A 20499-nucleotide genomic window follows, 5' to 3' on the forward strand; every position below is an offset into this window, starting at 1 on the left:
TTGGTTTGCGTGGTGCCGAAATGATTACCCAACGCATTAAACCGAACGTTGCCATAGTGACCGATGTTTGCCACGACACGACTACGCCAATGATTGATAAAAAAATTGAAGGCGATTTAAAAATGGGACGCGGACCCGTTATTGCATACGCTCCTGCGACACAAAACGTGTTACGTGAAATGATTGTGGACACAGCAGTAGAAAACAAAATCCCTTTCCAACGCCATGCTACTTCTCGCGTTACGGGAACCGATACCGATGCTTTTGCCTATAGCAATGGTGGTGTTGCCTCAGCTTTAATTTCGTTACCGTTGCGTTATATGCATACCACTGTAGAAATGGTACACCGCGAAGACGTAGAAAATGTGATTAAATTGATTTACGAAACGTTATTGAAAATTGAAAATAACGAAACGTTTAGTTATTTTAAATAAAAAACGTCAATTCGAGTGTTCTTTGTGAAGTGAAGCGGAACAAAAAATGTATCGAGAATAGTTTTTTTACCCCTAAAACCTAAAGTCCTCATGTATTTGAGGACTTTTTTTGTGCTTTTTTTTGAGATTTATGAAAATATGCAGAAAAACTACAGCAATAGTTTTATCAACTTGTTTTAAATTGCGACCATTGAATAGCATTAACTTAATAATATTTACTATTTACCTAAATACATTAAATAATCTCAAAAAAAGAAGAATTATACTAAAATAACTAAATTTACAACTTATGAGGAAATTTCTATTATTAATTATTGTATTCTACTCTTGCTTTCAAAGTTTGAATGCACAGGAAAATCATTTTTATTACTACAAAGGCCAAAAAATATATCTAACACTCGATAAAACAAAGTTAAGCATAATTACAAATTCACAGTTTGAGAAAAATTCAATTTCAAATTTATATATTAAAGATTTCAATTTATACTCTTCAGAAAATCTAAAATATTCTGAAATAGAGTTTTTAACAGAACCTACAGATTTAGAGTTTTATCAAAAGTATAATTCTCTAAAATCCAATCCATATATCAATCATGTTAATTTGTTTTTTAAAAGAGGTGATAATATTGCTTCAATTGGAATTTCAAACATTTTCTACATTAAGCTAAAAAGTTCTACTGATTATTCATTATTGCAAGAAAGAGCAATTGCAAAAGGAGCAATTATTGAAAAACAAATCCCTTTTATGCCTCTTTGGTATCAACTCAAAATAAACCCAAATTCTCTTCAAAACACTCTGACTTTAACTTCTGAATTATGGGAAACGGGTTTGTTTGAAGATATTGACCCAGGATTTTTATTTGATTTTGATAACGAACAAAATACCCTAAATAATACTCCTAACACTTCATTAATATCATCTTGTTCCAACGACACCAATTTTTCTTCACTTTGGGGATTAGATAATGCTACAAATCCAAATATTGATATTAATGCATGTCAAGCTTGGAATGTTTCACAAGGAAATGGTATTAAAGTTGCAGTAGTTGATGGTTCTGGAATTGAATTAACGCATAATGACTTAGCGGCTAACATCTATCCTTTAAGTTTTAATATGGAAATTGGTTCTTCTCCTAGCCAAGTAACACCAGATGACCCGCACAGTACTCACATAGCAGGAACAATAGCTGCAATAAAAGACAACAATTTACAAGTTGTAGGTGTTGCGCCTCAATCCAAGATTATGAGTGTAAGTCATAGCGGATTATTATTTCCTAGCATGGCTGCAAGTCAATATGCAAGTGGAATTAGTTGGGCTTGGCAAAATGGTGCAGATGTTATTAATTGCTCGTGGGGTGACCAAAATGGAGCTTTTAATCCTACTTTTAATTCCAGAATTTTAGAAGACGCCATAACAAGTGCTATGACACTCGGAAGAAATGGCAAAGGCTCAATTGTTGTTTTTGCTTCTGGCAATAATGGTGGTATTGATTATCCTGGAAACTTTCACCCAAATATTATTACTGTTGGTGCAATTGATCAAAACGGTCAAAGAGCATTTTTTCCTCCAAACCAGCAATCTGCATACGGAGCAAAACTTGATGTGGTTGCACCTGGTTTTCAAATAAGATCAACTTCAACACAGAATAGCATACAATATTTAAACGGTACTTCAATGGCTGCACCACACGTTGCAGGTATTGCCGCACTTATTTTGTCAGTTAACCCTTGTTTAACTCAACAACAAGTGGCTACAATAATTGAAACAACTTCTCAAAAAGTAGGTAGCTATGCTTATACAACAAATGCAAATCGTCCAAATGGCACTTGGCACAATGAAGTAGGCTATGGATTAGTTGATGCGTATGCTGCAGTTGTAATGGCTCAAAGTATGGGTTCTGCAACTTTAGATTTAATAGTAAAAGACAGCCAAGACGACACAGGAACTGAACCTAACACAGTAACACAATATATGTGGACAAGTGATAATATTTGGGTAAGAAATAATAACGACAATGGCTTAACACATCAAAATCCTGATTATTCTGCACTTGGTAATCCAAACTTTGTAATGGTTAGAGTTATCAATAAAAGTTGTGTGGCTTCAACAGGTAATGAACAATTAAAATTGTATTGGGCAAAAGCATCGACTGGATTAAGTTGGCCAAGTCCTTGGACTGGTGGGGTAAGTGTGCCATATCCTAATATGGGAAATCCAATTGGCACTTTAACCATTCCAGTAATTCCAGCAGGTGGAGAAACCATTTTAACTTTTCCATGGCAAGTTCCTAATCCTGCAAATTATGGTAATGATGGCGACCAATGGCATTTTTGTTTGTTAGCAAGAATTGAAGCCACAACAGATCCAATGACTTTCCCTGAAACAGGTGACTTAAATGGAAATGTAAGAAACAATAATAACATTGCTTGGAAAAATGTAACGGTTGTAGATGTATTACCAGATAACATTGAAAATCCCGGTGGTTTAGTAGCAGTTGGAAATCCTTTTAATCATCCTAAAACATTCTTTTTAGAATTAGAAGTTGCCGATTTAGAAACAGGAAAACCTATCTATCAAGAGGCAGAAGTTGGTCTAAAAATGGATGATGTTCTTTTTAACGCATGGGAAAGAGGCGGAAAAGAAGCACAATTACTCGACCCAACTGCCGAAGAGAAACGAAAAATTGTGAAAGGAAACAATGTAATTATTGATAATATTTCATTCAATGCTAATGAAATTGGAACATTACGATTAGATTTTAATTTCCTAACCAAAGAATTAACTGATAAAACAAATTATGCTTATCATGTCATTCAAAAAGATGCTGAAACAGGACAAGTCATAGGTGGTGAAACTTTTATAATTAATAAAAACCCAAGACCAATTTTTGAAGCAGAAGCACCAGACAAAGAAGTAGATTTAAACCAAGCCATTACCATAAGTGCAGAAGATATTAACGAACCTGCGATTTATAACTGGTATGACAAAGAAGGAAATTTAATCTATCAAGGAAAAGATTTACAAGTTGCTAATGCAGTTGCCGAAAAATTCAAGTTAGAAGTCATTGCAACTTCTGATGGTTTCAAAGATTACAAAGAAGTTGAAGTAAAATTAAAACCAAGTACGTTAGAGAATGTCACTCCAAATCCAGCTACAAATGCTATTATGGTAAGTTATAAACTAAACGGGGCAAATTCAGCTTATTTAATGATTTTAGGGAGTTATGGAACCACAAATTCCTCTAATAATTATATTTTAGATCTTAGTAGTTCTGAAACAAACATTAACATATCGAATTATCCAAATGGATTTTATACAGTGGCTCTTATTTGCAATGGGCAAATAATAGACGCTAAAACGTTAGTTAAACAATAAAAATATTTGTTATGAAATTGCCATTTACAAAAAATTTGCGTGAGCAAAAACCAATTATTAAAAAGGCGATACCATATGTTACCGCTAAAAAATTAAAATTTAAACACATGAAAAATTTATTCTTATTATTGGTTAGTTGCATTATTGTAAGTTGTAATAATGATGAACCCGAAACAACACCACCGTTTGTTCCTGTTACAATAAATCCTACATTAATTAGTAAACGTAATGTAGGTGTCAGCTCATCTGTTGGTATTTCGGAACAAAAAACTATTTACAATGAATCAACAAATTGGAATCTACTTTTAAATCAAATAGATTCATATTATTTACCCTTGGGAGAAGACTATTTAGCTCAACACTTTATAGAAACTAACGTCGATTTTACAAATTTTACTGTAATTGCTGTTTTCGATCAAGTTTATGGTGGCGGAGGACATTCAATAGATATAACAAATATTACAGAATATGAATCTAATATAGTTGTTACAGTAGAAAACTTATTAACTGGCAATGGTTCATCTGTAGTTACGCAACCGTATCATATTGTGAAAATTCCAAAAACAACTAAGCCAATAGTTTTTGAATAAAGTATATAGGATAACCAATACTGCATGGTAAGTTATAAACTAAACGGAGCAAATTCAGCTTATTTAATGATTTTAGGGAGTTATGGTACTACAAATTCCTCTAATAATTATATTTTAGATCTTAGTAGTTCTGAAACAAACATTAACATATCGAATTATCCAAATGGATTTTATACAGTGGCTCTTATTTGCAATGGGCAAATAATAGACGCTAAAACGTTAGTTAAACAATAAAAATATTTGTTATGAAAAAAAATATTTTAATTTTAGTCAGCATATTTTTTATAAAAATCGCACACTGTCAAACTTATCAATTAAGTAATAGTTTTGGCGTAAACGGAATAGTTCAAACAGAAAACATATCCGAACCAAAAAAAACAATAATTACTCCTGATAATAAAATCTTGACCATTGGTTATCATTTGTTAAATAGTCCTAATCCAAATTTAATTACACATTCATTTTTATTAAAATTAAATCAAAATGGAACACCAGATCAAATGTTTGGAAACAATGGTTTAATACAGACAAATATTGATTATAAAGACACTCCTTATGATGTTGTTTTTCAAAATGACGGCAAAATACTTCTTGGAGGTTCATTTACGATAGAAAATCCACTTTTAGGTGTTTTTCCCAATTCTCCTTATATTGCCCGTTATAGTAGTAATGGGATACCAGATTATTCATTTGCAGATAATGGCATTTTAAAAATTACTAATTTCAATTCAATTACTTCTACAAATTTATGTTCAATTGTTCCTCAAAATGACGGCAAAATTATTGTAGGTATTTCAGGTAACAACAATAATAATAATTTTTTTGGGGCACTGGTAAAATTGACTTCAAATGGTGTGATTGATACAAATTTTGGAACGAATGGAATTTTAACTTTTGGAGACTCAAATTTTAAATTTAATTTATTGAATCTTCTATTAACTGATGATAATAAATTCTTATTGTGTGGTTATGACAGCACAATATCATCTAATCCAAAAACAGCAATTATTAAATTAAATCTCGATGGGAGTTATGATACGTCATTTGCTAATAATGGTAAATTGATTACCGATATAAATATATCTAATTCTGTATTTGAATATTTAAATAAAATAAGTAAAAGTCCTGATGGAAATTATATTTGTGGTGGATATGTTGCAAATAATTATTTAATGATAAAATTTAATTTAAATGGCCAATTTATTGACACGTTTGGAAACAATGGAATATTTCAAAATTTTAGTAATATACAAGATTTTTATCTTCAGAATAGTAACATATTTTTGGGAGGTGTGCAATTTGAAAATGATGAGCCTATTTTTAAAATTATTTGTTTAAATGAAAATGGTACAATCAATACAAATTTTAATACCAATGGTTACTTATATTTAAATCCAACAAATCAACAAGATATTCTTAAAAGCTTTATTCTTGACAATCAATCGTCTATTATAATGTCTGGTAATTCTGGTATGTTAGGAAACTATAATGTGACTCATGCTAAAGTAGAATCAGAAAATTTAAATAATGAAAATTTCTGGATTGAAAGAGTTGAAATATTTCCAAACCCATTTAATAACTCATTAAATATTGATAACCCTGAAAAAATTAAATCAATTGAATTTTATGATTATTTAGGTAAAAAAATCAACATAGAATATAGTAGTAACTTTTCTGTAATTAACACAGAAAATCTAAAAAAAGGTATATACTTATGTAAAATAACTTGTAATAACGGTAAAATAGAGATAAAAAAATTAATTAAACATTAAATTAAATTATGAAATTGAATAAATTTAATGATTTTTTTAATTGCAAAGTAAAGGCGCGAATCCCTTCACGTGGCAAACTAAAAAACACAAAAAATCCCGCTTTTGCGGGATTTTCTATATCTTATCTATTTTGTAAATAATTCAAAACGTTTTTCTCAATTCTTTCATTGATGTTAGAAATATCCGCTTTTACGAATTTTTCGCCAATGATGTTTTCGAATAACTCAATATAACGTTCTGAAACCGTTTCGATGTATTCGTCTGACATAAACGGAATTTGTTGGCCTTCTTTTCCTTGGAATCCGTTTTCAATTAACCAACGACGTACAAACTCTTTTGATAATTGTTTTTGTTCTTCGTTGTTGTTTTGTCTTTCTTGGTAGCCTTCTGCGTAGAAATAACGAGAAGAATCTGGCGTGTGGATTTCGTCGATTAATACAATTTGTCCGTCTTTTGTTTTCCCGAATTCGTATTTGGTATCAACTAAGATTAAACCGCGAGAGGCTGCAATTTCAGTTCCTCTTTGGTATAAAGCTCTGGTGTATTTTTCTAAAACTAAGTAATCTTCCTCGGTTATAATTCCGTTAGCTAAAATAGCTTCGCGCGAAATGTCTTCGTCGTGCGAACCGTTATCTGCTTTCGTTGTAGGCGTGATGATGGGTGTTGGGAATTTATCGTTTTCTTTTAAACCTTCTGGCATTTCTACACCGCAAAGGATTCTTCTTCCTGCTGCATATTCACGCGCTGCATGTCCTGATAAATACCCACGAATTACCATTTCCACTTTGAAAGGCTCACATAAATGTCCTACCGCTACGTTTGGATCTGGAGTGGCTACTAACCAATTGGGTACGATATCAGCAGTTAATTCCATGAACTTCGTAGCGATTTGATTGAGGATTTGCCCTTTGTAAGGAATTCCTTTTGGTAAAACCACATCAAATGCCGAAAGACGATCGGTAGCGACCATCACTAATAATTCATCATTGATATTGTAAACTTCTCTAACTTTTCCACGGTACACCGATTTTTGCCCTGGAAAATTGAAATGGGTAGTCGTAATTGTGTTCATTATGTTGTGTTGTTGTTTGTGTGGTGCAAAAGTAAAAAAAAGACGCTAATAAAAGCGTTTATTAAAATTAAATATTTGTTGGTTTTACTTCAAAAATTTTCTCTCTTCAACATTTTCTAGAATACTCATTTGCTGAATAGCAATTCTATTGAGTTTGATTAATCGTTCTTTTTGTGGGATTTTTTCATCAATTAAAACGGCGTTTAAATTTTCCATATTACTCAAACAAATCAATTCATTAATAGTTGCATAATCACGCATATTCCCTTTTACATCTGGATTTTGTTCACGCCATTCTTTAGCAGTTATTCCAAAAAGTGCTACATTCAAGACATCTGCTTCATTAGCATAAACTAAAGCGGTTTGTTGTAATGTTAGCTCTTGTGGGATTAAATTATGTTTGATAGCATCGGTATGAATTCTATAATTAATTTTAGCTAATTCTCTTTTAGCAGACCAACCAATTTGTTTTTGTTCTTCTTCTTTAAGTCGCTGGAATTCTTTAACAAGATAAAGTTCAAACTCAACTGAAATCCAACTCGCAAATTTGAAAGCGATATCTCTTTGAGCATAAGTCCGCCAAATCTACCTGATTTTGAAATAAATCCAACCGCACTTGTTGATGAAATCCATTTTTGAGGTGACATTGTAAAAGCGTTTAATCCGGCTTCTTTTTTAAACCCCTCGAATTCGAGGGGTTTAAAATTTGGATTGTGTATAATTTCCCAAAGACCTAAAAATTCAATGGTATTTCTGTTTCGCATCCAATTACCAATAGCTGCGGATGCGTCATCGGTTTTATATTTTGCAATATCTGTGATTGAAATATAGTCATTATCACTATTATTGATGATTGCTATCTCAGTTTCTTTTACATTTATTTTTGCCATAAATTAAACCTAACTACAACTAACTAATCATTATTCTCAATACTCTTATATGCATCAATAATTTTCTTCACTAAACGGTGGCGCACGATATCTTTGTCATCTAAGTAAATGATTCCGATGCCTTCAACATCTTTCAAAACTAAAATGGCTTCTTTCAATCCTGAAATCGTTCTTCGTGGTAAATCCACCTGACCTGGGTCGCCTGTGATGATGAATTTGGCGTTTTTTCCCATACGTGTTAGGAACATTTTCATTTGGGAATGCGTGGTATTTTGTGCTTCATCCAAGATTACGAAAGCGTTATCTAACGTTCGTCCACGCATAAACGCTAACGGAGCAATTTGAATGATGCCTTTTAAAATGTAATCTTCTAAAGTTTGTGGTGGTAACATATCGCGCAACGCATCGTATAAAGGTTGCATGTATGGGTCTAACTTTTCCTTCATATCACCAGGAAGAAAACCTAAGTTCTCCCCTGCTTCCACAGCTGGACGTGTTAATATGATTCGCTTGACTTGTTTTTCTTTTAATGCTTTTACTGCCATGGCAACTCCGGTATACGTTTTTCCTGTTCCGGCTGGACCGATAGCGAAAACCATGTCGTTTTTATGTACATAATCCACCAATTTTTGTTGGTTAGGCGTCATGGCTTTGATTAACTTTCCTCCTACACCATGCACTAAAATCTTATCGCGATCGTGCATGTGTTCGGCATCATGTTGATGACTCGTTTCTAAAACCCTCAAAATAACATTATCATCAATACTGTTGTAACGCGTAAAATGATGCATCAATCTTTTGAAGCGATTTTCAAACTCATCCAAGATTTCTGGCTCACCAAACGCTTTAAGAGTAGTTCCTCGTGCTACGATTTTAAGTTTTGGATAATACTTCTTAATAGTTTCAAGATGAGCATCTTGCGCACCCCAAAATTCTTTTGGAGCAATGTCGACTAATTCAATGATTCTTTCGTTCAAAGGCTTTCTTTTTTTAATTATTTTTGAAACGCTAAATTTGTAGTAGCTTTGCAATCAAATTTACTAAAAACTACTGTTGAATTTCAAATAAGTTATAAACAAAAAAATGTCAATAATTACTTTAACTACCGACTTTGGACACAAAGACTACTTCGTAGGCGCTTTGAAAGGAAAAATATTGTCGGAACACAAAGAAGCGGTTATTGTAGACATTTCGCACGAGATTGACTTATTCAATACCTTAGAAGCGAGTTACTGTATTGAAGCTGCTTATCATAACTTTCCAAAGGGCACGATTCACATTATTGGTGTGGATAGTGAACGTGTGGGCGACACACAACATATTGCAATGCAATGGGACGATCATTACTTCATTTGTGCCGATAACGGAATTTTGAATGCGTTAATTCAGAAGAAAATTCCACAGAAAATCGTAGCCATTACCATCCACGACCGATTGAATATTGATGCAAGTGATATGGATGTTTTCGTAGCAGTTGCGTGTCATATTGCACGAGGTGGTTTGCTGAATGTGATTGGTAAGGAAATTCAATCATTAAAACCGGTAAACGTTTTGACTTCTTCTATTTCCGATAATTTAAACGAAATTAAAGGTCAGATTGTGTATATCGATTCGTTTGGAAATTGCGTTACTAATATTTCGTACAAACAATTTAACGAAACCATCAGAGGCAGAAAGTTCGAAATCGTAATAAAAAACAAGAAATTCAGTCGTTTGCACAAAAACTACTCCGATTTTCCAGTTTCCGATGTCAAACAATTGAAAGATTTAGAAGGTGATTTCTTGGCGTTATTCAATGAAAACGGCTATTTAGAAATTGCCATATATAAGAGTAATCCAAAAACGGTAGGTTCGGCAGCCACCTTATTAGGATTGCATTTTAGAGATACGGTATCCATTAAATTCAAATAAAAATATGTTCATAAGAATTGTAAAAATGCGTTTTCACGAAGATAAAATCGAAGCTTTTTTAAATAATTTTGAAGAAGTGAAACACCACATACGAAACTTCGAAGGAAACCGTTTCTTAGAATTGTATCAAGACAAAAATGACAAACGTATTTTCTTTACCTATAGTTATTGGGAAAACGAAGAAGCGTTAGAAAACTACAGAAAATCAGCTTTGTTTGATGGCGTTTGGACATACACAAAAACTTTATTTAGCGATAAACCTGAAGCTTGGAGCGTGGATAGATTGGTAACATTAAATTAGAATTTAGAATTTAGAATTTAGAATTTAGAATTTAGAATTTAGAATTCAGAAATTAGAAGTTGGAGTTGAGAGTTAAAAAACTTGAAACTTGAAACCTGAAACAAAAAATAAAAAATGAAAGCATTATTATTACGAGAAATAAAATCCTTTTTTGGTTCGCCAATTGGATATTTAGTCATCGGGATTTTTCTTTTACTCAACGGATTATTTCTTTGGGTTTTTGAAGGCGAATTCAATATTTTAAACTCGGGTTTTGCCGATATGAGTCCGTTTTTCAAATTGGCACCATGGATTTTAATTTTCTTAATTCCTGCTGTAACCATGCGCAGTTTTTCGGATGAGAAAAAACAAGGAACGATTGAGTTGTTGTTTACCAAACCGCTTTCAAATTGGGACATCGTAAACGGAAAATTCTTAGGCGCTTTGGTGTTAATCATCTTAGCGATTGTTCCAACGATCATTTATGTGTTGACAATTTCGCATTTTGGAAATCCGCAAGGCAATATTGATATGGGAAGTACGCTTGGTTCGTATTTCGGATTGTTGTTCTTAATTGCGTCTTACACGGCAATTGGAATTTTTGCTTCTACTTTATCAGATAACCAAATTGTGGCATTTATAATTGCGGTTTTTTGTTGTTTCTTTTTCTATTTTGGGTTTGATGGCATTGCGTCGTTCCTTGGAAATTACAGTTCGATGTTTGCTGCTTTAGGAATGGATTATCACTTTAAAAGTATGAGTCGCGGTGTGTTAGATACACGTGATATTGTGTACTTTGTGAGTGTGACGTTTTTATTTTTATCGGCAACGGTTTATCAACTTAAATCATTGAAATGGTAATGGCGGCCAACAAATCAAAAGCTTTAAAGCAATTAGGAATTGTATTTTTAGCGATTATCGTTATCAATTTAATCAGCAACTTCTTTTTCAAACGTTTCGACTTAACGCAAGACAAACGTTATACGTTATCCGAAACGACTTTAAACATTATTAAAGAGGTTGAAAGTCCGTTATACATTGAAGTTTATTTAGAAGGCAATTTTCCACCAGAATTCAAGCGTTTACAAAACGAAACCAAACAACTTTTAGAGGAATTCACGGCTTATAATTCGAACATTATTTTCAACTTCAAAAATCCGATTGAAAAAGAGGAAACACGAGTTGAAAAAATGAAAGAATTCTACGCAAAAGGTATGCAACCATTAAGCATTACCGTGGAAGACAAAGGTAAACAATCGCAAGAAGTAGTTTTCCCTTGGGCACAAGCGACGTATGGTGATAAATTCACGAAAGTGGCGTTGTTGAAAAACCTAATGGGAGCTTCTACAGAACAAAAAGTAATTAGTTCGGTACAGCATTTGGAATTTGGTTTTGCAGAAGCTATCAATAAAATTTCGAAAGAAAAACAAAAGAAAATTGCCGTAATCAAAGGGAATGGAGAAGTTTTAGAACCTTTCATGGCGGATTTCCTAAGAACGGTTAAAGAAAGTTATTATATCGGACCTTTTACGTTAGATTCGGTAGCGAAACAACCCACTCAGACTTTAGAAGCATTAAAAAAATACGATTTAGCGGTAATTGCTAAACCCACAGAAGCCTTCACCGAAGAAGAAAAACAAGTATTAGACCAATTCATTATGAATGGTGGAAAAACCCTGTGGTTAGTGGATGTCGTTTCAGCGGATATGGACAGTTTGTACAACGAAACCGGTACCATTTTAGCCGCACAACGCGAGTTGAACTTAACCGATATGTTCTTCAAATACGGAATTCGTATTAATCCATTATTGGTGAAAGACGAATATGCAACGCCAATTAAATTAGCCTCAGGAAATCAAGGAAGCGAAACGCAAATGCAAGAATACACTTGGAAATTTGCGCCGTTTATCTATCCAACTTCAACGAATCCGATTGTGAAAAACATGGAAGGGATTAAGTTTGAATTTGCTTCTCCAATCGAAATCCTGAAAAACGATATCAAGAAAACCGTTCTATTGAGTTCGTCAGAATATTCTAAAACCGTTGGAACACCAAGTCCGATTTCATTAGACATGGTGACTGAAGAAACCACTCCTGAAGAATATGAAGGTAAAGGATTGCTTCCAGTAGCGGTTTTGATGGAAGGAAAATTCAAATCGGCTTACCAAAATCGAGTATTACCTTTCAAAGACAATTCGTTCCAAGCCACTGGAAAAGAAAACAAGATGATTGTGATTTCCGATGGTGATGTGATTAAAAATCAATTGGACAAAGGCGTACCACTAGAATTAGGGTTCGATAAGTGGACAAATCAGCTTTACGGAAACAAAGAATTCTTAATGAACTGTGTAAATTACCTTTTAGACGACAACGGACTTATTAACATCCGAAGTAAAGATGTAGATTTACCCCTTTTAAACAAAGAAGAGGTATATAAAAATTACACAACCGCCCAAATGGTAACTGTCGGATTACCAATAGTTATTTTAGCTATCTTTGGATTTTTATTTACATTCCTACGTAAAAGAAAATACAGCCGCTAGTTGTTAATAAAATTGTTTTTGCGGTTGAACAGAATTAGAATATATTTGTAAAATATAAAATCAAATCACGATTTTAAAATACAAGATGATGAAGTTTATAGTATCGAGTTCGTATTTATTAAAACAATTACAAGTTTTAGGAAGTGTTATCAACAGTAGTAACACCTTACCTATTCTTGATAATTTCCTTTTTGAATTAGACAACAACCAATTAAAAGTTTCAGCTTCTGATTTAGAAACAACGATGACGGCTACGTTAGAAATTGATTCTACGAGTCAAGGAAGCGTTGCTATTCCAGCGAAACTTTTATTAGATATCTTAAAAACATTTCCAGAGCAACCGTTAACGTTTACTGTAGAAGACAATTCGACTGTAGAAATTAGCTCAAACTCGGGTAAATATGCGATTGCTTACGCTCCAGGAGAAGAATTCCCTAAAGCAGTAGTTTTAGACGATCCTTCAAAAACATTAGTTCCTGCGGAAGTATTAGCAACTGCAGTAAGTAAAACTATTTTTGCAGCTGGAAACGATGATTTACGCCCTGTAATGAGTGGTGTTTTCTTCCAATTTTCACCAGAGGGATTAATTTTTGTAGCAACAGACGCTCACAAATTAGTAAAATATGCTCGTACCGATGTAAAAGCATCTCAAGTAGCTGATTTTATTATGCCTAAGAAACCTTTAAACATTTTAAAAGGAATTTTAGCAGCATCTGACGCTGAAGTAGCTATCGAATACAACGATTCTAATGCAACTTTCTCTTTCGAAAATTATGTATTGACTTGTCGTTTGATTGATGGGAAATATCCAAACTACGAAGCGGTTATTCCAAAAGAAAATCCAAACAAATTATTAATCAACAGAGTTCAGTTTTTAAACTCGGTTCGTCGTGTGGCTATTTTTGCTAACAAAACAACGCACCAAATTCGTTTAAAAATCGCTGGAACTGAATTGAATATTTCGGCAGAAGATATCGATTACTCTAACAAAGCAGACGAGCGTTTGACTTGTGATTATCAAGGAGACGATATGCAAATCGGGTTCAACTCACGCTTCTTAACGGAAATGTTGAATAATTTATCAAGTGATGAAATCCAATTAGAAATGTCGATGCCAAATAGAGCGGGTATTTTAACTCCAGTTGACGGCTTAGACGAAGGCGAAACCGTTACAATGCTAGTAATGCCTGTAATGTTGAGCAACTAATTCACAATAATTGATTTTACAGTTTAACTGAGAATCTTATTACCAACCTTAACTAACTTAAGAACCACTGAGCTCCAGCTTTAGTGGTTTTTTAATTTTTATGTAAACGGCAAGGATTGAATTTAAACACAAAGAGGCAAAGTTTTTTCGCAAAGAACGCAAAGAAAAACTTCGAGTAACTCTGTGTTAAACTTCGTGAGACTTTGTGTAACAACTTTAACGCAAAGAGGCAAAGTTTTTTCGCAAAGAACGCAAAGAAAAACTTCGAGTAACGCTGTGTTAAACTTCGTGAGACTTTGTGCAACTAAAAAAACTTTCAACTTCTAACTTCTAACTTCTGACTTTGATTTATCTTTGCAGGATTAAATTTAGAACATGATTCCACAAGAAACTATAGTTGCTTTAGCTACACCGTCTGGAGCGGGTGCGATTGCTATTATTCGATTATCAGGTAAAGACGCTATTACAATAGCTGCTGACGTATTTCAATCGGTTTCAGGAAAGGATATCACGAAACAGAAAACCCATACCATTCATTTAGGACATATTGTGGATAATGGAAAAGTGTATGACCAAGTATTGCTCTCCATTTTCAAAGGTCCGAATTCGTACACAGGGGAAAACGTGATTGAAATTTCGTGTCATGGTTCTACTTTTATCCAACAACAAATCATCCAATTATTGCTTCGTAAAGGCGCTAAAATGGCTCAGGCTGGGGAATTTACCTTAAGTGCTTTTTTAAACGGGAAATTAGACTTATCGCAAGCCGAAGCTGTGGCTGATTTAATTGCTTCGGATAATGAAGCATCGCACCAAATTGCGATGCAACAAATGCGTGGCGGTTTCAGCAACGAGATTGCCAAACTACGTGAAGAATTATTGAATTTTGCTTCATTAATCGAATTGGAGTTAGACTTTGCCGAAGAAGATGTGGAATTTGCCGATAGAACACAATTTCATGAATTGTTAGAGCGCATTGAATTCGTTTTAAAACGTTTGATTGATTCGTTTGCCGTTGGAAATGTTATTAAAAACGGTATTCCAGTTGCGATTGTGGGCGAACCAAATGTTGGGAAATCGACTTTATTAAATGCTTTATTGAATGAAGAACGTGCCATTGTTTCTGACATTGCGGGAACAACTCGTGATACGATTGAAGATGAATTGGTTATCAACGGCATTGGTTTTCGATTTATTGATACGGCAGGAATTCGTGAAACGAAAGATGTAGTGGAAAGCATCGGGATTCAGAAGACATTTGAGAAGATTGAGCAAGCGCAAGTAGTGATTTATTTGTTTGAAAGTTCGAAGTTTCAAGTTTCAGGTTCGCAATACATTACCGAAATTGAAAAAATAAAAAATAAATACCCATTAAAACAACTTATAGTTGTAGTCAATAAAATCGATTTAATTTCGGAGTCAGAAGTGAATCAAATTCGCCAACAATTAAAAGAATTGAATGTTAAATTGGCAACTATTTCAGCTAAAGAAAAATCAGGTATCGATACATTAAAAGAAGAATTACTTTCTTTAGTAAATACTGGCGCACTAAGAAACAATGAAACAATCGTAACCAACACGCGTCATTACGACTCTTTATTAAAAGCTTTAGAAGAGGTCCAAAAAGTGAAATGGGGATTAGACTCAGGACTTTCTTCGGACTTAATGGCGATTGATATTCGCTCTGCCCTACACTACTTTGGTGAGATTACTGGGGAAGTTACGAATGATGAGTTGCTTGGAAACATTTTTGCTAATTTCTGTATCGGGAAGTAATGTATTTAGAACTTTCACTTCACACCACTCATTTTAATCTGCAAATGATTCAATAAAACTTGGTACTTGCTAATTTCTCTCAAAACCACTTCGTCTTCTGTACCATCAATCATTTCATCTAAAACATCGCTAACTTGAACTAATTGAAGACTAGCTTCTGAAAAATTCTTAATCGCCATATGATCGATGATAGATTGAATGTCTTTTTTAATTGCGTCAAATTGTATTTCCATATTTTATTTAAAATAATTCTTTTTTTATTGTCGCTAAAGATTGATGATCCGTAATTAACTTTTGAATGATTTTTTTTCGAAGTTGCTCCAAATCATCAAAATCTAAATATTTCGACCAAGCATCTGATTCTAAAATTTCTTTTATTTGTCGGATGACTTTTGCCGTTTCGGAAGCATTACGAAAAACAGCAATTCCATCATAATTCGGATTGTCTTTGTGTTGGAATGTTGCTTCTTTAGTGTCGAAATTAACCTCTATATAAAAAAGCTTTTCAGTTTCGTTATTCGGATAAAAATCCGTCCATTTCGCATAACCAATTCGATGTTGACTGTTATTGATTTTTGCCCTTGAACTTGTATTTGCCCCTGTTTTTGAACTTGCTCTTAAAATCAAACGCCACCTACAATTTGCAGCTCTTCCCCAATGATTCGAAATACGATAAACACCTTGCTCAGTAAAACAATAACCACTTCCCGATTTACTTTTGTAATGCCACTCGATATTTGAAATCGTAGTCGCATCGACTTCGGTAAACTCACAAAAAGTGTGTTTATGAAAATTGTTTTTATTGTATTTTTTTTGAGTCATAAAGTGTCTATTCGATTTCTTTGTAACAAAAGTAACATTTGATTTTTAAAGAATCGTTGTATCTTTACAAAAAAGGAGTACGAATGAGAGACATTTTAGAACAAGCTTACGGTTATATTTTTGAAGAAGCTTTATTAGATGAAATCGCAAAAGTAGCGGTTTATAAGGAATTTAAAGCCGATGATTTCCTAATTGAGATTGGGGATTACATCAAAACGATGCCACTTTTATTGACTGGCGCGATAAAAATATTACGAGAAGATGAAAATGGTGATGAATTGTTACTCTATTTCCTAGAACGTGGCGATACGTGTGCCATGACTTTAACGTGTTGCATGGGACAATCGAAAAGTCGCATTCGAGCTATTGCCGAAACGGATGGCGCCATGTTAATGATTCCTGTAGAAAAAATGGAAGAATGGTTGACCAAATACAAAACGTGGCGAAACTTCGTTTTTGACAGCTATAATGTGCGTTTAAACGAAATGTTAGAAGCGATTGACACCTTGGCTTTCATGAATTTAGACGAACGTTTGTACAAATATTTAACGGATAAAGCAAAAGTTATTGGCGATACCGAAATCAAAAATACGCATCAAGAAATCGCTTACGAAATGCATACATCGAGAGTTGTAATTTCACGTTTGTTGAAAGCGTTAGAATTGCAAGGCAAAATCAAATTACACCGAAATAAAATCGAAATCCTTCAATTCTAATGGAGATTTTAGGCTATATTGGTGCTTTGTTCATCGGATTAGTATTAGGACTAACAGGCGGTGGTGGCTCTATTTTAACCGTTCCGATTTTAGTGTATTTAATGAGCATAAATCCCGTTACAGCAACCGCTTATTCGTTGTTTATTGTTGGAACGACATCTACTTTTGGCGCAATTCAAAACTACCGAAAAAACTTAGTTGACATTAAAAACGGATTCATCTTTGCCATTCCGTCTTTCATAGCAGTTTACTTAACCCGAAAATTTATTGTTCCGAGAATTCCTGAAATAATTATAGAATCACCTATTCTCATCACAAAAGAAACATTCTTGATGTTGTTTTTCGCTGTGATTATGGTATTTGGAGCACTTTCAGTTTTAAAAAAGAAAAGTCAAAACACCAATAGCGAAGAAAAAAGGAATCTTATTCTTATCGGAATTCAAACCTTTACCATTGGAATCATCATTGGATTAGTTGGAGCCGGTGGCGGATTTTTAATTATTCCATCATTGATTTTATTTGCCAAATTACCGATGCGAAAAGCCGTTGGCACTTCCTTATTCATTATCGCCATGAACTCATTGGTAGGATTTATGGGTGATGTGCAGAATTTAGAAATCGATTGGCTGTTTTTGTTAACGTTTTCGGCTATTTCGGTAGCGGGAATATTTTTAGGAATGTACCTCACAAAATACACGAATGAAAGCCAATTGAAGAAGATTTTTGCTTACTTTATATTGGTAATGGCTGCCATTATCTTGTTAAAAGAAATGTAAATGTAACTTTGAGTACAGAAGAAGTAAAATTTAGAATGTAAATTTGCAAAAAAAATAAGATATTATGAAAATTGAACAAATATATACTGGATGCATTGCTCACGCAGCGTATTACATTGAAAGCAATGGAGAAGCAGCCATTGTTGATCCATTGAGAGAAGTACAACCTTATATCGAAAAAGCCAATAAAGACAACGCTAAAATCAAATACATTTTCGAAACGCATTTCCATGCTGATTTCGTTTCAGGACATTTAGATTTGGCTAAGAAAACAGGAGCTTCAATTGTTTATGGTCCCACTGCAAAACCTAATTTTGAATGCATTGTTGCCACTGACGGACAAGAGTTTAAAGTGGGTGAAGTTACGATTAAAGCCATTCACACACCAGGTCACACTTTAGAAAGTACATGTTATTTGGTTACTGATGGAACTGGAAAACAACACGGAATTATTACGGGAGATACATTATTTATTGGTGATGTTGGTCGTCCTGATTTAGCACAAGAATTGGTAGAAGATTTAACCCAAGAAATATTAGCGGGTCATTTATTTGATTCGTTGCGCAATAAAATTATGCCATTGAGTGATGATTTAATTGTATATCCAAATCACGGTGCTGGAAGTGCTTGTGGAAAAAATATGAGTAAAGAAACCACCGATACTTTAGGTAATCAAAAGAAAGTCAATTACGCTTTAAGAGCCGATATGACGAAAGAAGAATTCATCAAAGAATTATTAGATGGATTAACGCCTCCACCAGCTTATTTCCCACAAAATGTATTGATGAACATTCAAGGGTATGAAAGTTTGGATGCCGTAATGTCAAAAGCAGAAACGCCTTTACATCCAAAAGAATTTGAAGCCGTTGCAAATCAAACAGATGCTTTAATTTTAGATGTTCGAAACGAGAATGATTTCGTAAAAGAACATGTACCAGGTTCCATTTTCATTGGATTACACGGACAATTTGCGCCTTGGGTTGGCGCATTAATTAGAGATACCAAACAACCTATTTTATTAATTACACCAGAAGGGAAAGAAGTAGAAACCATCACAAGATTATCTCGTGTAGGATTTGATAATACTTTAGGCTTCTTATTAGGAGGCATAGAAGCATGGAAAGCTGCAGGTTACGAAACCGATAATATTGAATCCATTTCGCCAGAAGTTTTCGCAGCACAATACAAAACTGCACTGGTAATCGACTCAAGAAAACCAGGAGAATTTACAGCCGAACACGTTGTAAATGCTAAAAACATCCCATTAGATTACGTTAACGAGCAATTAGCCGAAGTTCCTAAAGATGAAAAATTCTTCATCCATTGCGCGGGAGGTTATCGTTCGGTAATTATGTCGTCAATCTTAAAAGCAAGAGGTTACCACAACATGATTAACGTAGAAAAAGGAATGGCAGGCATCAGAACTACTGATGTTCCTTTAACGGCATATGTTTGCCCGAGTACGTTGAAATAAAACTATTAAAAATATAATACGGAATCCGACTTCAAAAGAGTCGGATTTTTTTATGGGCGTTCCTGTTTGCTTGGTGCCTCGCAATGACAGGTCGGGCTATCCGCACTCGCTTTACTTAAAAAGCTTAGGCATTTTAAGTAAGAGCTCAAACAACTACTACTATCCCTAACGCGGAATTGGTTTTCAGTTGAATAATTAATTTAAAATTATTAGATTTGAAATGTATAGAAAATAAATCATTTAATGAAAAATAATAAAAAATTAGCTTATATAATTATCGTGGTATGTATAGTATCCGTGTTATATTCAGTAGTAAAATCCTACAACAATTCTATTCAATTAAATAATTATGGGATTGAAACTATTGGTAAAGTAATTAAATTTAAAGGTATATCTAAGAGAAAAGGATTTGAATATATTTATTACGTGGATGGAAAACTAAAAAAATCAGAAAGTTTTATTGGTTTAGAAGAAAACATAAAGTTAGGCGATTTTTACAAAGTTGTCTATTTGCCAAGTAATACAAATATTAAAAAAATATATTCAGACAAAAAAATCAAAGATACTGTAGCCATCTTAAAAGCAGGATTTTCTAGAGAAGATATTACAAATATGCCAAAAAAATAATGGATAAAACGGTACTATAACCATTAAAAATCCTAAAAAACTAAGTATTAGTTAACTAGTTCGCAAAAAAATAAACGGCATTGATTATGATTCAGAAATGCCATTTATTATAATAATAAAAACAACAAAACCACCTAATTGAGGTGGTTTATTAGTCCCATCGGGACGGTATATTGGTAACAAAAAACCCCTCATCGTTAGATGAAGGGTTTTCAAAAGAAAGGCGGCGACAT

At 33.6% G+C, this 20499-nt stretch carries 17 protein-coding genes and 2 pseudogenes; 14 read left to right on the top strand and 5 right to left on the bottom strand.

Annotated elements, in window-relative coordinates:
- The 4 genes and pseudogenes from Q0075_RS04085 to Q0075_RS04100 form a co-directional block, all read left to right on the top strand.
- Positions 1-434: pseudogene (locus Q0075_RS04085) on the top strand (M42 family peptidase); the annotation flags it as partial.
- Between the two features lie 289 nt (positions 435-723).
- Positions 724-3810, top strand: coding sequence for a S8 family serine peptidase (locus Q0075_RS04090; RefSeq protein WP_297868400.1), 3087 nt, complete (start codon positions 724-726; stop codon positions 3808-3810).
- Between the two features lie 107 nt (positions 3811-3917).
- Positions 3918-4400 carry a protease complex subunit PrcB family protein gene (locus tag Q0075_RS04095; RefSeq protein WP_297868401.1) on the top strand — a complete coding sequence of 161 codons (483 nt, stop codon included), beginning with the start codon at positions 3918-3920 and terminating at the stop codon, positions 4398-4400.
- A gap of 245 nt (positions 4401-4645) precedes the next feature.
- A complete protein-coding gene (locus Q0075_RS04100; protein WP_297868402.1) occupies positions 4646-6172 on the top strand; it encodes a T9SS type A sorting domain-containing protein in 1527 nt (508 codons plus the stop codon).
- Between the two features lie 121 nt (positions 6173-6293).
- Here the strand turns inward: Q0075_RS04100 and Q0075_RS04105 are convergent, their stop codons facing one another.
- The 3 genes and pseudogenes from Q0075_RS04105 to Q0075_RS04115 form a co-directional block, all read right to left on the bottom strand.
- Positions 6294-7244 (bottom strand): phosphoribosylaminoimidazolesuccinocarboxamide synthase, encoded by a 951-nt coding sequence (locus tag Q0075_RS04105; RefSeq protein ID WP_297868403.1) that lies wholly within the window; start codon positions 7242-7244, stop codon positions 6294-6296.
- An 84-nt stretch (positions 7245-7328) separates the two neighbouring features.
- A pseudogene (locus Q0075_RS04110) lies at positions 7329-8134 on the bottom strand (KilA-N domain-containing protein).
- Between the two features lie 23 nt (positions 8135-8157).
- Positions 8158-9111, bottom strand: a complete 954-nt coding sequence (locus Q0075_RS04115) for a PhoH family protein (protein WP_231843481.1) — start codon at positions 9109-9111, stop codon at positions 8158-8160.
- A gap of 106 nt (positions 9112-9217) precedes the next feature.
- Between Q0075_RS04115 and Q0075_RS04120 the strand changes: the two genes are divergently transcribed.
- The 6 genes from Q0075_RS04120 (at position 9218) to mnmE (ending at position 15851) form a co-directional block, all read left to right on the top strand.
- Positions 9218-10045 (top strand): SAM-dependent chlorinase/fluorinase, encoded by an 828-nt coding sequence (locus Q0075_RS04120; RefSeq protein WP_297868404.1) that lies wholly within the window; start codon positions 9218-9220, stop codon positions 10043-10045.
- A gap of 4 nt (positions 10046-10049) precedes the next feature.
- Positions 10050-10346, top strand: a complete 297-nt coding sequence (locus Q0075_RS04125; RefSeq protein ID WP_297868405.1) for an antibiotic biosynthesis monooxygenase family protein — start codon at positions 10050-10052, stop codon at positions 10344-10346.
- A gap of 114 nt (positions 10347-10460) precedes the next feature.
- Positions 10461-11186, top strand: coding sequence for a gliding motility-associated ABC transporter permease subunit GldF (gldF, locus tag Q0075_RS04130; RefSeq protein WP_291106818.1), 726 nt, complete (start codon positions 10461-10463; stop codon positions 11184-11186).
- Positions 11180-12868 carry a gliding motility-associated ABC transporter substrate-binding protein GldG gene (gldG, locus tag Q0075_RS04135; protein WP_297868406.1) on the top strand — a complete coding sequence of 563 codons (1689 nt, stop codon included), beginning with the start codon at positions 11180-11182 and terminating at the stop codon, positions 12866-12868. The genes gldF and gldG overlap by 7 nt, the downstream gene beginning before the upstream one ends.
- 88 nt (positions 12869-12956) lie before the next feature.
- On the top strand, positions 12957-14075 hold the full coding sequence (gene dnaN / locus Q0075_RS04140) for a DNA polymerase III subunit beta (RefSeq protein WP_297868407.1): 1119 nt from the start codon (positions 12957-12959) through the stop codon (positions 14073-14075).
- Positions 14076-14450: 375 nt separating this feature from the next.
- Positions 14451-15851 (top strand): tRNA uridine-5-carboxymethylaminomethyl(34) synthesis GTPase MnmE, encoded by a 1401-nt coding sequence (mnmE, locus tag Q0075_RS04145; RefSeq protein ID WP_297868408.1) that lies wholly within the window; start codon positions 14451-14453, stop codon positions 15849-15851.
- Positions 15852-15865: 14 nt separating this feature from the next.
- Here mnmE and Q0075_RS04150 read toward each other — a convergent pair whose 3' ends face one another.
- Positions 15866-16084 (bottom strand): hypothetical protein, encoded by a 219-nt coding sequence (locus tag Q0075_RS04150; protein WP_297868409.1) that lies wholly within the window; start codon positions 16082-16084, stop codon positions 15866-15868.
- Positions 16085-16091: 7 nt separating this feature from the next.
- Positions 16092-16673: a hypothetical protein gene (locus tag Q0075_RS04155; protein WP_297868410.1), complete on the bottom strand. Its 582-nt coding sequence runs from the start codon at positions 16671-16673 to the stop codon at positions 16092-16094.
- Positions 16674-16756: 83 nt separating this feature from the next.
- Between Q0075_RS04155 and Q0075_RS04160 the strand changes: the two genes are divergently transcribed.
- From Q0075_RS04160 to Q0075_RS04175, 4 genes are all read left to right on the top strand, one after another.
- On the top strand, positions 16757-17389 hold the full coding sequence (locus tag Q0075_RS04160) for a Crp/Fnr family transcriptional regulator (RefSeq protein WP_297868411.1): 633 nt from the start codon (positions 16757-16759) through the stop codon (positions 17387-17389).
- On the top strand, positions 17389-18165 hold the full coding sequence (locus Q0075_RS04165; protein ID WP_297868412.1) for a sulfite exporter TauE/SafE family protein: 777 nt from the start codon (positions 17389-17391) through the stop codon (positions 18163-18165). Before Q0075_RS04160 ends, Q0075_RS04165 begins: the two co-directional genes overlap by 1 nt.
- Before the next feature lie 64 nt (positions 18166-18229).
- Positions 18230-19639 (top strand): rhodanese-like domain-containing protein, encoded by a 1410-nt coding sequence (locus tag Q0075_RS04170; RefSeq protein WP_297868413.1) that lies wholly within the window; start codon positions 18230-18232, stop codon positions 19637-19639.
- A gap of 243 nt (positions 19640-19882) precedes the next feature.
- Positions 19883-20266 carry a hypothetical protein gene (locus tag Q0075_RS04175; RefSeq protein ID WP_297868414.1) on the top strand — a complete coding sequence of 128 codons (384 nt, stop codon included), beginning with the start codon at positions 19883-19885 and terminating at the stop codon, positions 20264-20266.
- The last annotated feature ends 233 nt before the right edge of the window (positions 20267-20499 follow it).

Origin of the sequence: uncultured Flavobacterium sp. (genome assembly GCF_937967675.1) — a bacterium.
Classification (GTDB): domain Bacteria; phylum Bacteroidota; class Bacteroidia; order Flavobacteriales; family Flavobacteriaceae; genus Flavobacterium.

What these genes read in the sequence shown, in the direction of transcription:
- Q0075_RS04150 (WP_297868409.1), bottom strand. Translation starts at nt 16,084, where the DNA reads ATGGAAATACAATTTGACGCAATTAAAAAAGACATTCAATCTATCATC.
- Q0075_RS04160 (WP_297868411.1), top strand. Translation starts at nt 16,757, where the DNA reads ATGAGAGACATTTTAGAACAAGCTTACGGTTATATTTTTGAAGAAGCT.
- Q0075_RS04170 (WP_297868413.1), top strand. Translation starts at nt 18,230, where the DNA reads ATGAAAATTGAACAAATATATACTGGATGCATTGCTCACGCAGCGTAT.
- Q0075_RS04105 (WP_297868403.1), bottom strand. Translation starts at nt 7,244, where the DNA reads ATGAACACAATTACGACTACCCATTTCAATTTTCCAGGGCAAAAATCG.
- gldG (WP_297868406.1), top strand. Translation starts at nt 11,180, where the DNA reads ATGGTAATGGCGGCCAACAAATCAAAAGCTTTAAAGCAATTAGGAATT.
- mnmE (WP_297868408.1), top strand. Translation starts at nt 14,451, where the DNA reads ATGATTCCACAAGAAACTATAGTTGCTTTAGCTACACCGTCTGGAGCG.
- Q0075_RS04100 (WP_297868402.1), top strand. Translation starts at nt 4,646, where the DNA reads ATGAAAAAAAATATTTTAATTTTAGTCAGCATATTTTTTATAAAAATC.
- Q0075_RS04165 (WP_297868412.1), top strand. Translation starts at nt 17,389, where the DNA reads ATGGAGATTTTAGGCTATATTGGTGCTTTGTTCATCGGATTAGTATTA.
- Q0075_RS04155 (WP_297868410.1), bottom strand. Translation starts at nt 16,673, where the DNA reads ATGACTCAAAAAAAATACAATAAAAACAATTTTCATAAACACACTTTT.
- Q0075_RS04095 (WP_297868401.1), top strand. Translation starts at nt 3,918, where the DNA reads ATGAAAAATTTATTCTTATTATTGGTTAGTTGCATTATTGTAAGTTGT.
- Q0075_RS04090 (WP_297868400.1), top strand. Translation starts at nt 724, where the DNA reads ATGAGGAAATTTCTATTATTAATTATTGTATTCTACTCTTGCTTTCAA.
- Q0075_RS04175 (WP_297868414.1), top strand. Translation starts at nt 19,883, where the DNA reads ATGAAAAATAATAAAAAATTAGCTTATATAATTATCGTGGTATGTATA.
- Q0075_RS04120 (WP_297868404.1), top strand. Translation starts at nt 9,218, where the DNA reads ATGTCAATAATTACTTTAACTACCGACTTTGGACACAAAGACTACTTC.
- Q0075_RS04125 (WP_297868405.1), top strand. Translation starts at nt 10,050, where the DNA reads ATGTTCATAAGAATTGTAAAAATGCGTTTTCACGAAGATAAAATCGAA.
- dnaN (WP_297868407.1), top strand. Translation starts at nt 12,957, where the DNA reads ATGAAGTTTATAGTATCGAGTTCGTATTTATTAAAACAATTACAAGTT.
- gldF (WP_291106818.1), top strand. Translation starts at nt 10,461, where the DNA reads ATGAAAGCATTATTATTACGAGAAATAAAATCCTTTTTTGGTTCGCCA.